Annotated in this window: 13 protein-coding genes; 12 read left to right on the forward strand and 1 reads right to left on the reverse strand. The window is 65.9% G+C overall.

Features of this window, described 5'->3' with window-relative positions; translation table 11 throughout:
- The first annotated feature begins 16 nt into the window (after positions 1-16).
- Entirely contained in the window at positions 17-871 is an 855-nt protein-coding gene (locus E3O18_RS07590) for an undecaprenyl-diphosphate phosphatase (RefSeq protein WP_134395556.1), read from the forward strand.
- 13 nt (positions 872-884) lie between these two features.
- Positions 885-2165: a cysteine--1-D-myo-inosityl 2-amino-2-deoxy-alpha-D-glucopyranoside ligase gene (gene mshC / locus E3O18_RS07595; protein WP_134395557.1), complete on the forward strand. Its 1281-nt coding sequence runs from the start codon at positions 885-887 to the stop codon at positions 2163-2165.
- Here the strand turns inward: mshC and E3O18_RS07600 are convergent.
- Complete coding sequence (locus E3O18_RS07600) at positions 2162-3106, reverse strand: PAC2 family protein (protein WP_241976590.1); 945 nt, start codon at positions 3104-3106, stop codon at positions 2162-2164. The two genes, mshC and E3O18_RS07600, sit on opposite strands and share 4 nt — an antisense overlap.
- 96 nt (positions 3107-3202) lie before the next feature.
- Here E3O18_RS07600 and E3O18_RS07605 point away from each other — a divergent pair, with 96 nt between their 5' ends.
- From E3O18_RS07605 to lnt, 10 genes are all read left to right on the forward strand, one after another.
- The gene (locus tag E3O18_RS07605; protein ID WP_134395601.1) at positions 3203-3907 is read left to right on the forward strand and encodes an HAD family phosphatase; all 705 of its coding nucleotides are present in this window, start codon (positions 3203-3205) and stop codon (positions 3905-3907) included.
- A gap of 25 nt (positions 3908-3932) precedes the next feature.
- Positions 3933-4964 carry a tRNA (adenine-N1)-methyltransferase gene (locus E3O18_RS07610; protein WP_134395559.1) on the forward strand — a complete coding sequence of 344 codons (1032 nt, stop codon included), beginning with the start codon at positions 3933-3935 and terminating at the stop codon, positions 4962-4964.
- An 80-nt stretch (positions 4965-5044) separates the two neighbouring features.
- Complete coding sequence (locus E3O18_RS07615) at positions 5045-6013, forward strand: FKBP-type peptidyl-prolyl cis-trans isomerase (RefSeq protein ID WP_134395560.1); 969 nt, start codon at positions 5045-5047, stop codon at positions 6011-6013.
- A gap of 34 nt (positions 6014-6047) precedes the next feature.
- Positions 6048-7109, forward strand: coding sequence for a WYL domain-containing protein (locus tag E3O18_RS07620; RefSeq protein WP_241976591.1), 1062 nt, complete (start codon positions 6048-6050; stop codon positions 7107-7109).
- Positions 7106-8101: a WYL domain-containing protein gene (locus tag E3O18_RS07625; protein ID WP_134395561.1), complete on the forward strand. Its 996-nt coding sequence runs from the start codon at positions 7106-7108 to the stop codon at positions 8099-8101. Before E3O18_RS07620 ends, E3O18_RS07625 begins: the two co-directional genes overlap by 4 nt.
- 3 nt (positions 8102-8104) lie before the next feature.
- Complete coding sequence (locus E3O18_RS07630; protein ID WP_134417821.1) at positions 8105-8449, forward strand: hypothetical protein; 345 nt, start codon at positions 8105-8107, stop codon at positions 8447-8449.
- A complete protein-coding gene (gene tatA, locus E3O18_RS07635) occupies positions 8442-8663 on the forward strand; it encodes a twin-arginine translocase TatA/TatE family subunit (RefSeq protein ID WP_104102079.1) in 222 nt (73 codons plus the stop codon). Before E3O18_RS07630 ends, tatA begins: the two co-directional genes overlap by 8 nt.
- Positions 8664-8710: 47 nt before the next feature.
- The gene (tatC, locus tag E3O18_RS07640) at positions 8711-9463 is read left to right on the forward strand and encodes a twin-arginine translocase subunit TatC (protein ID WP_134395563.1); all 753 of its coding nucleotides are present in this window, start codon (positions 8711-8713) and stop codon (positions 9461-9463) included.
- Positions 9464-9472: 9 nt separating this feature from the next.
- Positions 9473-11926, forward strand: coding sequence for a DEAD/DEAH box helicase (locus E3O18_RS07645; RefSeq protein WP_134417822.1), 2454 nt, complete (start codon positions 9473-9475; stop codon positions 11924-11926).
- Positions 11927-11935: 9 nt separating this feature from the next.
- Positions 11936-13480 (forward strand): apolipoprotein N-acyltransferase, encoded by a 1545-nt coding sequence (lnt, locus tag E3O18_RS07650; RefSeq protein ID WP_134417823.1) that lies wholly within the window; start codon positions 11936-11938, stop codon positions 13478-13480.
- Positions 13481-13496: the final 16 nt, after the last annotated feature.

Genomic DNA, 13496 nt, shown 5'->3' on the forward strand with positions numbered 1-13496 from the left:
AGCAAAAGGGCACTTCGTGAATTTCATCGACGCACTCATCCTGGGACTCGTGCAGGGACTGACCGAATTCCTCCCGGTTTCCTCCAGCGCCCACATCCGTATCGTCGGGGAATTCCTGGGGACCGGAGATGACCCGGGAGCCCGCTTCACCGCGATCATCCAGATCGGTACCGAGGCTGCCGTGGTGATCTTCTTCTGGCACGATATCGTGCGCATCATCGGGCAGTGGTCCAAGTCCCTTGTCGGCAAGGTTCCGCGCGCCGACCCGGACGCGCGGATGGGCTGGCTGATCATCCTCGGATCACTGCCCATCGTGGCGCTCGGCCTGCTCTTCCAGGACCAGATCGAGTCCTCGCTCCGCAACCTATGGATTACCGCCAGCGTGCTGATCGGCTTCGGCGTCCTGCTCGGAATCGCCGACTACGTCGGGGCCAAGCGCCGCCGGCTGGGCGACCTCACCGTTCCCCATGGCATCGTCTACGGCTTCGCCCAGGCCCTCGCGTTGATCCCCGGCGTATCCCGTTCGGGAGGCACGATCACCGCCGGCCTGTTCATGGGGTACGAGCGCGCCGCCGCCGCCCGCTACGCGTTCCTGCTCGCCATCCCGGCCGTTCTCGGCAGCGGGCTGTTCCAGGTGTACAAAGCGATCGCCAAGCCGTGTCTGGAGGGTGCGACAAACTGCACCCCGGAGATTTTCGGCCCGTGGGATACCCTGGCGGCCACGGTCGTCGGCTTCGTCGTCGCCCTGTTCGTGATCAAGTTCTTCATGAGCTACATCTCCAGACGTAGCTTCCTGCCGTTCGTGATCTACCGCATCGTGCTCGGCCTCATGCTGATCGGCCTGCTGGTGACGAACACCATCTCCGCCTAGTTAGGCTGGGACGATGCGTGCCTGGCAACGACCCGAAATTCCGCAACTCCCCGGTCAGTCCGGCGCACCCTGGCTGCACGACACCGCCACCGCGGCCCTGATCGAGGCCAAACCCCAAGACGTCGCCCGGCTGTACGTGTGTGGGATCACCCCCTACGACGCCACGCACCTCGGCCATGCGGCCACCTATTTGGCCTTCGACACCCTGCAGCGGGTCTGGCTGGACGGCGGCTACCGGGTGCACTATGCCCAGAACGTGACGGATGTCGACGACCCGCTCCTCGAGCGAGCGGCCGCCACCGGCGTCGACTGGGAGGTTCTCGCCGAGTCGCAGGTGGACCTCTTCCGCACCGACATGGAGGCACTAGGGATCATCCCGCCGAACGACTATGTCGCCGTCACCGAGGTCATCGACGAGATTGCGGATGCCGTGGCCCAGCTCTGGGACGCCGGCCTCGCGTACCCGGTCCCCATGGACGCGGCCGCCGCAGGCGCGCCCGAGCCGACGGAGGCGGCCGGTTCCGACATCTACTTCGACATCGAGGCCGCGCAGCGCGCAACCTCGTGGACGCTCGGCGACGAGAGCAATCTCGACTCCGAGGCCATGCTCACCCTGTTCTCCGAACGCGGGGGAGACCCGGCCCGTCCCGGCAAGCGGGATGTCCTCGACCCGTTGCTCTGGCGCTCGGCCCGCCCCGGGGAACCGTCCTGGGCGTCGCGCGTCGGCGCCGGCCGTCCGGGCTGGCACATCGAGTGTTCGGTCATCGCACTGAAGGAACTCGGCACGGACTTCACGGTGCAGGGCGGCGGCAGCGATCTGATCTTCCCGCACCACGACATGAGTGCGGGGCACGCGGCAGCCCTATCCGGGCATCCGCTGGCCGGCGTCTACAGCCACACCGGCATGGTGGCCTATCAGGGCGAGAAGATGAGCAAGTCGCTCGGAAATCTGGTGCTCGTGTCCAAACTGCGCACCGCGGGAACCGACCCGCGAGCAATCCGCTTGGCCCTGCTCGACCAGCACTACCGCACCGACTGGGAGTGGACGAACGCGCACCTTCGAGTGGCGGAGGCCCGCCTCGCGGCCTGGACCGCGGCCTTCGGGGCAGCGGGCACGGCCGGAACCATCGACACGCACGCGATTATCGAACGGCTGCGCGCTGCCCTCGCCGCCGACCTCGACACCCCGGGCGCGCTGGCGGTCGTTGATGCCGCCGCAGCAGACTCCGACAGAGTCGACGAGCCGGCACTGCTGGCCCGAGCGGTCGACGCGCTGCTCGGCGTGGCTCTTTAGGGCTGCCGGGGCGAGTCGGTCGGCGGGCGCCCCTCGCCGGGGCCGTCCCGGCCATCGCCGCGCTTACGCAGGTATTTCTCGAATTCCTGGGCGATAGCTTCGCCGCTGGCTTCCGGGGAATCGACCGTGTCGCGAGCCTGTTCGAGCTGCCCGATATAGGCCGCCATCTCGTCGTCCTCGGCCGCCAGCGTGTCGATGCCGCTCTGCCATTCATCGGCCTCGCTCACCAGGTCGCCGCGCGGGATGACGACGTCGATGATCTCCTCGAGCTTGTCGATCAACGCCAGCATCGCCTTCGGCGACGGCGCGTTGTGCACGTAGTGGGGAACGGATGCCCAGATCGACAGGGTCGGAATGCCGACCTCCTCCGCGGCGATCGCGAGCACGCTCAGGATGCCGACGGGGCCTTCGTAGGTGCTGCGCTCAACCTGAAGTTCGGCCCGTACCTGCGGGTTGTCGCTGGAGACGAAGATGGAGATAGGCCGGGTGTGGGGAACATCGGCCAGCATCGCCCCGAGGAAGACGATGCCGCCGACATCCGCGGCGAGGGCGGCGTCGAGGATCTCTGCGGCGAATCCCTTCCAACTGCGAGACGGTTCCGTTCCAAGGAGCAGATAGATGTTTCCGGCGTTCGTGCCGCTGACGCGCAGCTGCGCGTCGTCGGCCAGGGGAGCCCCGGCCTCGGCGGGGGTCGTCGGTCCGTAGAGTACGGCACCCGGCCACTCCAGTTTGCGCCGGCCGTCTTCGCCGGCGGCCGAAATGGTGGGCCGGTTGAACTGATAATCGAAGTAGATCTCTGGGTCGATTTCTATGACCGGGGAGACATCCAGCAGATCCTTCAGGGTGCCCACGGCGCCGGTCGCCGCCTCGCCGGCGTCGTTCCAACCCTCGAACGCCACCACCAGGAGGCGACCGTTGAGGAACCCATTAGCCTCTGTCACTGTCTGAAACCTCTTTCGACGGGGTGCCCCGCACGGCGCACCATCCATCAAGGATAGGCGGTGCCCCTACACTTGAACTCCGTGAACGCGATCCGAATCAATTCCCCCCTGCCTGCGGCCGTGCTCTGGGACATGGACGGCACCATCGTGGACTCCGAGCCGTACTGGATGCAGGCCGAGACGGAACTGGTCGAGTCCTTCGGCGGCGTCTGGTCCCACAGCGACGCCATGCTGCTGGTCGGCTCCGGTCTCGAGGGTTCCGCGGTCATCCTGCAGGATCGGGGCGTCGACCTGGCCGGCGACGCCATCGTGCACCGGCTCACGAGCCGGGTCCAGGAACTCCTGAGAGTCTGCGGTGCCCCGTGGCGGCCCGGCGCGCTCGAACTGCTCGCCGAGCTCAAGACCGCCGGCGTCCCCATGGCGCTGGTCACCATGTCGCAGCAGCGGATGGCGCGACAGATCGCCGAACTTGTCGGATTCACCGCCTTCGACACCATTATCGCCGGCGATATGGTCACGCACAGCAAGCCGCATCCAGAGGCTTACCTGACGGCCGCCGGGCTGCTCGGCGTCGACCCCGAGCACTGCATCGCGGTCGAGGATTCCGTTCCGGGGATCGCGGCCGCCGTGGCATCCGGGGCAGTCGTCGTCGGCATCCCGCATATGGTGCCCCTACCCGAGAGCGCGCACTACGATCTCTGGCCGACCCTCGCCGGTCGCACTCTTCACGGTTTCACCTCGCTGTACACTGCACGTCGCGGATCCCTCGGCCGCAGGCCGGCCCCGACCGACCCACACTGACCCAGAGCAAGGACATAACCCACGCATGAGCGACAACCAGGTCATCCAAAACAGCGGCCCCTTCCGGATCGGCGACCGGGTACAGTTGACCGGACCCAAGAACAAGCTGAACACGATCACCCTGGAACCAGGCAAGGTCTTCCACACCCACCGGGGAATTCTGGCGCACGATGACGTCATCGGTGTCCCGGACGGCTCGGTCGTCACGAACAACGTCGGCGTGGAGCACCTCGCCTTACGGCCGTTGCTGAACGACTTCGTTATGTCGATGCCGCGCGGTGCTGCCATCATCTATCCCAAGGATGCCGCCCAGATCATCGCGCAGGCCGATATATTCCCGGGGGCGACTGTGGTGGAGGCCGGCGTCGGTTCCGGCGCCCTGTCGCTCTGGCTGCTGCGCGCCATCGGCCCCGCCGGGAGTCTGGCCTCATTCGAACGCCGCAGCGAGTTCGCGGATGTCGCGCGTGACAATATCGCGACCTTTCTCGGGTCTGATCCCGCCAACTGGAGCATCACGCTCGGCGACCTCGCCGATACCCTGCCCGACACGATGCCGGCTCAGAGCGTCGACCGGGTCGTGCTCGACATGCTCGCGCCCTGGGAGTGCCTGGGCTCTGTTTCGGACGCGCTCAAGCCCGGCGGAGTGCTGCTCTGCTACGTGGCCACGGTGACCCAGCTCTCGCGGGTGGCCGAGGCCATCCGTGCGACCGGTCTCTACACGAACCCGGACTCGAACGAGACCATGGTTCGCGGGTGGCACGTCGAGGGTCTCGCCGTGCGGCCCGATCACCGGATGATCGGGCACACGGGTTTCCTGATCACGGCCCGCCGTCTCGCCCCGGACACGATTCTTCCCGAATTGAAGCGCCGTCCGTCGAAGACCGACTTCTCCGATGCCGATGTGGAGGCCTGGACCCCGGGCGCGCTCGGCGAACGCAGTGTCAGCTCGAAGGTCATGCGCAAGCGCGTGCGGATGGCGGAGACAGGCGCGGCCATCTCGAAGGCTCGCGGGCTCGACGCGGGCGAACCAGACGACGTCGCACCCAACGCCCGTTAGAATTGGGATCGGCCTGCCATCCGGCCCCGAATTTGCCCCTGTCCCGCACAATCACCTGCCCCACACTGAAATGAGATCCCGTGCGTAGAGCTCCTGCACTCATCGCTTCCGCTGGCCTGCTGGTCGCGGTCCTCACCGGCTGCAGCACCCCCGTCGACGCCGCAGACTGCCAGGCGCCGGTCACGAAGGGGGCGGCGTCGAAGCTCGTGTCGGTGTCGGGAGAATTCGGCTCCGCGCCGACGGTGGACTTCCCGACCCCGCTGAAGACGGACACCACCCAGGCCAGTGAGATCATCGCCGGCACGGGTGCCGGTCTCGTCCCGGATCAGCTGGTCAAGCTTGACCTCAGCCTCTACAACGGTACGACGGGTGCGTTGATCAGCGCGGGCGAGTACGACGGGGTCAACCAGGCCAGCATCGTCCTGGACGACGAGCAGTCGCTCCCGGGCCTGGCGATGGGCCTGGAGTGCGCCCAGGTCGGATCCCGGCTGGCTCTCATCGTCTCCCCGGAGGACGGGCTCGGTCCGGCCGGCGGAGACCCCAACAGTGGCATCGGCGCCGACGACTCGCTGGTCTTCGTGATCGACGTCGTGCGAGCCAACCTGCTCCGGGCCAACGGCGCCAACCAGCCGGTCGCGAGCGGGCTTCCGTCCGTTGTCCTTGCGACTGATGGAACCCCCGGCCTCACCATTCCGTCGAGTGAGCCGCCGACCGACCTACAGATCGGCGTCCTCAAGAAGGGCAATGGCAAGCAGGTCCCGGAAGGCGACACTGCGACCCTGCACTACACGGGCGTGCTCTGGAACGAGAACACGGTCTTCGATTCCAGCTGGCAGACCGGGAAACCGGCCGAGTTCCTGATCGTGGACGGTTCCAAGACCGAGGGCGGGCTGATTCCCGGGTTCGCCCAGGCCATCATCGGGCAGACCGTCGGTTCGCAGGTAATCGCCGTCATCCCGGCCGATCAGGCTTACGGTGATGAGGCCTCGCAGAAGATCCCCGCAGGCTCAACGCTCGTGTTCGTCGTCGATATCCTCGGCGTGAACTAAGTCTCGGCCTGCAAGCGGCGGATAGACTCGCAGCGTGCCGTCCACCATTGAAAAGAACAGCCGTGTTTCGGTAGAAGAACGCCTGTTCAGCCTGGTACTTGCGCTCATCGCAACGGAAGTCGGGTTGACCAAGGCCGATATTCTGTCCACCGTGCAGGGGTACCGCCAGCGCTACCTCCCCGGCGGCGCCAACGCGAGCCTGGAGCGGCAGTTCGAACGAGACAAAGACGACATCCGCGAACTGGGCATTCCGCTCGAGTTGGTTGAGCCGCCGGACGATCCCGGAAGCAACCACCATTTGCGCTACCGCATCCCCAAGGGACTCTACGAGCTTCCGGTGGACGTGACTTTCAGCCCGGACGAGCTCATGCTGCTGAAGCTAGCCGCGACGGTCTGGCGGGAGGGCTCCCTGTCTGCGGAGTCCAGGCGTGCGATGACGAAACTGCATGCGCTGGGCATCGACTCGAGCGATCCCGTGCTCGGTTACTCGCCGTCCCTGCGCGTGCGGGAGGCGTCCTTCGAACCGCTCAGCAAGGCAATGGATCGCGGTCAGGTTGTCGCATTCCTCTATCTGAAGCCCGGCGAGGCGGCGGCGCGCCGCCGTCAGGTCGAGCCCCGCGCCATGGTGTTGCACGACGGACGATGGCACCTGTTCGGCACCGACCAGGATGCTGCGGCAACCCGCACGTACCTGCTCTCCCGGATCGTGGGCCCGGTGGTGACGGTCCCCGGAGCTTCGTTCGTGGCGCACGGTGACGGTCAGGGGCAGGAAGCGCTCAGCGAGCTCGAGGCGCTGTGGACCGCCAACATCGCCGTGATCGCCGCCCGGCCGGGCAGCGATGCCGCGGTGAGACTGTCGAAGCGAGACGCCCCGGGAGAGATTCGAACGAACGCGGACGCATCCGCTCTGCACCTGAACTTCACCGATCTCAACGTGTTCGCCGACGAGCTCGCCGGCTACGGCCCGGAGGTTCTGGTGCACTCGCCCGCGGCCCTGCGCACAGCGGTCCGGTCCCGCCTGATCACCGTGCGGGATGCCCACACCGATTTCGATCTGAATGCGCACCCGGACACCACGACGGCGGCCGACGAATGAACGGCGGTCCGGCACTCGGAGCATCCGACAAGCTGACCTTCCTCCTGGCGCTGGTTCCCTTCCTGATGGACCATGACCGCATCAGCGTGACCGACGTCGCCGAGCACTTCGGGGTGTCGCCTGACCGGGTGCGCGACGCGGTCAACCTCATCGCGGTTTCCGGCATCCCCGGGGAAACCCGCCAGTACCTGCACGGCGACCTGTTCGATATCCATTGGGACGAGTTCGAAACAAACGACCTCATCGTGCTCACCCACCTCGTGGCCATCGACGACTCGCCGCGCTTCTCCGCCCGAGAAGCCGCCGCGCTGATCGCCGGCCTGCAATACCTGTCCTCGCTACCGGAGAATGCGGACGTCGACGCGATCGCGTCGCTGATGGCGAAACTCACCCGCAGCGCCTCAGCGGCTCCCAGCCAAGTTGCCGTTGCCGGCACGGATGCCCGCAGCAGCATCGCGGTCGTGCAGGCCGCGGTCCGCGGCGGAGTACAGATCGAGTTCGACTATCTGAATGCCCGCGGCGAGAATGAACTGCGCCGGGTCGACCCGTGGCGTATCCAGACTGTGGACCGGGACTGGTACCTGCGCGGCTGGTGCCACCTCCGCGAAGCGGCCCGCACCTTTCGCCTCGACCGCATGAGCGATCTGCACGTGACCGACGTGCCGACCAACCCCCGGTCCGCCGATGCCGTGCCGACCGAGACCCTCTTCGAGGGCTCCGCGTCCGACCAGGATGTGACGGTTGAACTCCCGACGTCGGCCGTTCCGCTGCTCGCGGACTACGCACCATACGGCGCCCCCGGAGCACCCGGGGACAGAGTGCGGAGGACACTCAAAGTGGCTCATTATCACGGCCTCAAACGCCTCGTCAGCGGCCTCGCCGGAGTCGTGGAAGTGGTTGACCCGGCCGAGGCGCGCGCAGTCGTGCGCGAGTGGGCGGCCGCCGGTGTGGCCCGCTACGACGAGTCCGAACCGACAGACCTGGGGGAATAGACGATGCCGTGGTGGTTGTGGGCATTGATCTGGATCGGCCTGGTGCTCGGTCTGCTCGCGATGCTGGCCTGGTTCGGGTTCGCCCTGTTCAAGAAGGTCATGGCCACACTGGAAGCCCTTCAAGAACTCGGCGATCGTGTCGCTGACGTCACCCGGGGGCAGGAGATGCCGCCCCAGGTCCGGTTCCAACCGGCCGTCTTCACAAAGCCCGCCGACCTCTACCGCGCCCTCGAACTTGTTCAGCGTGACCGGGCGCAACGTCGACAGCGGCGGCGGGATTCCTTGATCGCCAGAGGTAAACTGTTTATCACTCGCCCACTGACCCAAAGGACAGATACTGATGCTTAACAACTTGACCGGATGGCACTTCCTGATCATCCTCGTCATCGTTCTGCTTCTGTTTGGTGCGCCCAAGCTTCCCGGCCTTGCCCGCAGCCTCGGGCAGTCCATGAAGATTTTCAAGAACGAGATCAAGAGCGACAAAGAAGACGCCGAAACGACCGGCAGCGCTGACGATTCTTCGAAGGCCGCCGGCACAGCCGACCCGACGACGAAATCGTAAGTCCCGTGGCGGGGCGAATCCCTCGGCGCACGGCCACCGATGGAAAAATGTCGCTGGGGCAACATCTGCTCGAGCTGCGCAAGCGTCTCTTCCTTGCTGCGGCAGGAATTCTGGTTGGTGCGATCGTCGGCTGGTTCCTGTCCGATTTCGTGTGGGACGCCCTGCGCGAGCCGATCTACGCCATCATCGAGGCGCAGGACCGCACGGCTCAGCTGAACTACCCAGACATCACAAGTGCCTTTGACCTGAAGTTGAAGATCGCCTTCTACGTGGGGCTCGTCGTGTCCAGCCCGGTCTGGCTCTTCCAGATCTTCGCGTTCCTGGTTCCCGGCCTCACCCGCATCGAAAAGCAGTACACCTTCGGCTTCCTCTTCACCGCCATTCCGCTGTTCTTGGCGGGCTGCGCCGCGGGATGGTTCGTTCTACCGAACATTGTCGGACTGATGACGAGTTTCGCCCCCAAGGAAGACGCCGCTCTCATCGTCGCGCAAAGTTACCTCGACTTCGTGTTGAAGCTCATGATCGCGATCGGTGTGGCTTTCGTGCTCCCCGTCTTCATCGTTCTGCTCAACCTGGCCGGAGTGATCAGCGCTCAGTCGATCATCAAATCCTGGCGGATCGCCGTCCTGCTGATCACACTGTTCACCGCGATCGCCACCCCCGCTGCCGACGTGATCTCAATGTTTCTTCTGGCCATCCCTATGGTCGTGCTTTACTTCGCCGCGTACGGAATCGCGTACCTCCACGATCGACGTGCCGCCCGGCGCGCCCGTTCCCTCGAACAGGAGTTGGCGCTCTGAGCGCATCCGATGACCAACCTTGAATCGCCCGCGGAACGCTATGCCGCCTCCCGAGCCCGCGCCGGCCGGCCCCGCCTCGAGTCATTCCGCGCCGGGCTCCGCTTCGGACTGGATCCCTTCCAGCTGGCCGCTTGCGCGTCTCTTGAAGACGATAACAGCGTGCTCGTCGCCGCGCCCACGGGTGCCGGCAAAACCCTGATCGCCGAGTTCGCGATCTATCTGGCAATGCAGAGCTCACGGAAGAAGGTCTTCTACACCGCCCCGATGAAGGCGCTGAGCAATCAAAAGTTTCAGGAACTCGTCGCGGAATACGGGGCGGATGCCGTGGGCCTGCTCACCGGCGACACGAACGTGAACCCGCAGGCCCGAATCGTGGTCATGACGACTGAAGTGCTGCGCAACATGCTCTACGCCGATTCGGACCTCCTCACAAACCTTGCCTTCGTCGTGTTGGACGAGGTCCACTTCCTGGCCGACCGGTTCCGCGGCGCCGTGTGGGAAGAGGTCATCATCCATCTGCCCCAGGACGTACGTCTGGTCTCGCTCAGCGCCACGGTCTCAAACGCCGAAGAATTCGGCGACTGGCTGCAGGCCGTCCGCGGCGAAACGGATGTCATCGTCTCCGAAGAGCGACCGGTCCCGCTCGAACAACATGTGCTGGTCAAGAGCAAAATGCTCGACCTCTTCGACGCGGCCGGCCTGGCCGGGACCCACCGGGTGAACCCGGAGCTGGTGCGGCTGGCCCAGTCGGGCGGGCGCGCACCCGGCGTCCGCTCGGCGAACGGACGCCGGGGCGGCGACCGCGATCGCGGCCGGGGGACCCAGCCGCGTGGCGGTTTCGAACCGGGGAGGATGGACCGCTCCGAGATCGTGCGGCTGCTCGAGGGCAAACATCTCCTCCCGGCGATTTTCTTCATCTTCAGCCGAGTCGGCTGCGACCAGGCGGTCCGCCAGGTACTGCGGGCCGGCGTGCGCTTGACCGACGCTCAGGAGCGCGAGGAGATCCGGCAGATCGTCGACGAGCGCTGCCGTACGCTGCTCGACGAAGACCTCGGCGTGCTCGGCTACTTCGAGTGGCTCGACGGCCTCGAGCGGGGTGTCGCCGCCCACCATGCCGGGCTGCTGCCGGCGTTCAAGGAGGTCGTTGAGGAGCTGTTCCAGAAGAAGCTCGTGAAGGCCGTCTTCGCTACGGAAACCCTGGCGCTCGGCATCAACATGCCGGCCCGTACGGTGGTGCTCGACAAACTCGAGAAGTTCAACGGCGAGGCGAGAGTGCCGGTCACCCCGGGGGAGTACACCCAGCTGACCGGTCGGGCCGGGCGACGCGGCATCGACATCGAGGGCCACTCGCTGATCCAGTGGGCTTCCGGACTCGACCCTCAAACGGTGGCGTCACTCGCGTCCCGCCGCACCTACCCGCTCAATTCCAGCTTTAAACCGACCTACAACATGGCCGTCAACCTGATCGACCAGTTCGGTCGGGAACGCACGCGTGAGGTACTCGAGTCCTCGTTTGCCCAGTTCCAGGCCGATCGGGCGGTCGTCGACCTGGCACGCAAAGTGCGACACCAGGAGGAGTCACTGACCGGGTTCGCACAGTCCATGGTCTGCCACCTGGGCGACTTCACCGAATATTCCGCCATTCGTCGCAATCTCACCGATGTCGAGCGCCAGAATGCGGCCGGGGAGACCGGCGCCCGTGCGGCGCGCGAGCGTCGCCAGCGCGAACTCGGCAGCCTGCGTAAGCGCATGCGCGAGCATCCGTGCCATAGCTGCCCTGAGCGCGAGCAGCACGCACGGTGGGCACAGCGCTGGTGGACGCTGAGGCGAGACACGGATATTGTCACCCAGCAGATTACGACGCGCACCGGCGCCGTCGCACGCGTCTTCGACCGGGTGACCGAAGTTCTCGTGGGCTACGGCTATCTCCTCGAGAATCCCGACGCCACGGTCACGCTCAGCCCGAGCGGCCTGATCCTGCGTCGCATCTACGCGGACCGTGACCTCCTGGTGGCGGAATCGCTACGCCGGGGCCTGTGGAATGACCTCGACCCAGCGGGTCTCGCCGCCATGGCCTGCGCTCTCGTTTTCGAGCCTCGCCGCGAGGAGGGTCTGATCGACGAACGCTACCTGCCCAAGGGCACCTTCCGCGAGGCCCTGCACGAGACCCAGGAGTTGTGGAGCCGCCTCGATGATCTCGAACGCGATCACAAGCTTCCCGGCAGCAACCCCCTCGCGGTGGGACTCAGCCTGGCGATGTGGAAGTGGGCGCGAGCCGGATCGCTCATCGACGTCCTGGATGAGGCCGAGATGGCGGCGGGGGACTTCGTGCGCTGGACGAAGCAGACCATCGACCTTCTGGACCAGCTCTCGGTCGTGGCCGACGACCCCGTCGGTCGCACCGCTCGCAAGGCCATGGATGCGATCCGCCGTGGGATCGTGGCCTACTCGTCAGTCGCCTAGGCTGATGACGTGATCTCGGGGACCCTTCGGCCATTGGCCCTCCCGTTGCCGGCCGCTACTGTGCTCGCCGCGGCGGCAGGCGCGATCCTGGACGCCGGGTTTCCCGATCGGTCGTGGTGGATTCTGGCCCTGGTCGGAGTCTTCCTAATGCTCTGTGCCCTGCTGGGGCGTGGTTTCTGGTCCGGCCTGCTCATCGGGATGGTGGCCGGATCAGCGTTCTGGTTGATCCACATCAGCTGGCTGACGCTCTATCTCGGATCTGTGCCCTGGCTGGCACTGGCCGGCTTGCAAACCATATTCTTCTCCATCAGCCTGGCGCTGATCGGTGTCGTGCTCGAAACGGGGCCGCGGGTGTGGCCGACCAGCCTGGGCCGCCTTGGCGTGGTGCCGGTGGTCGTGGCTGGGCTGTGGACGGCGCGGGAAGCACTCGCCTCGGTATGGCCGTATGGCGGATTCGCTTGGGGCAGGGTGGCCATCTCCCAGTCCGAGAGCCCGTTCAATTCACTGGTGGCCTGGGTCGGCATGTCGGGGCTCAGCTTCGTCCTGGTCTGGCTCTGCGCCCTGGCCCTGCAGTTGCTCCGCGAAACCCCGGTGCGACTCACCGTGCGCTCAGGCATCGCCGCAGGGGTGATCGCGGTCGTATTGGTCGTACCGGCCTGGCCGACGGTACAGACGGGGGAGGTTCGTCTGGCTGCCATCCAGGGTGCATCGGATGCCGGTCTGTTCGCGCGCTACTCACCGGGGCAGATCCTGGCGGACCACACTTCAGCGACCCTGGCCGTCATCGACGAGGAGGTCGACTTCGTCGTGTGGCCGGAGAACGCCAGCGACATCGACCCCCTTCGTTCAGCGGATGCCGCCAAGAACCTGGACTTCCTCAGCCGCCGGATGGGCGTCCCGATCATCGCGGGAACGATAACGCAGCGGGACAACAAGTTCTACAACAGTTCTCTGCTGTGGCAAGAGGGGGAGGGCGCCGTCGACATCTACGACAAGGTGCATCCGGTGCCCTTCGCGGAGTACATGCCGGACCGTGCGTTCTGGCGGCCATTTGCTCCCGAGTTGATCGACCTGGTCGCGCGCGATTACTCCATCGGCACGCGGGACAACGTCTTCGACATCAATGGGATCGTGGCGGGAATCGCCATCTGCTTCGATATCGCCGACGACCAGCTCGTTCAGGAAATGGTCGACGCCAGGGCCGAGATCATCCTCGCCCAGACGAACAACGCCGACTTCGGCCGCACCGACGAAAGCGTGCAGCAGTTGGCCATCGCGCGACTCCGAGCCATCGAGGCCGGGCGCACGGTCGTGAATATCTCCACCGTGGGCACCAGCGCCATCATCACGCCGGATGGTGCCACGCTCGACCGTTTGCCGACCTGGCTTCCCGGAGCGATGGTGCAGTCAGTTCCCCTGAGCGACACGGTCACCCCGGCGATGGCGGCGGGACGGGCAATCGAGTGGCTGGTGTGCGGCCTCGGCCTCGCCGGGTTTGTGCTGTGCTCCGTTAATGCGCTACGCGCCCGACGGAATCGGGCGCGTAGCAGGTAAAACTGATCAGTTCAGG

Source organism: Cryobacterium sp. TMT2-42-4 (genome assembly GCF_004402645.1).
In the GTDB taxonomy this organism is placed as follows: Bacteria; Actinomycetota; Actinomycetes; order Actinomycetales; family Microbacteriaceae; genus Cryobacterium; species Cryobacterium sandaracinum.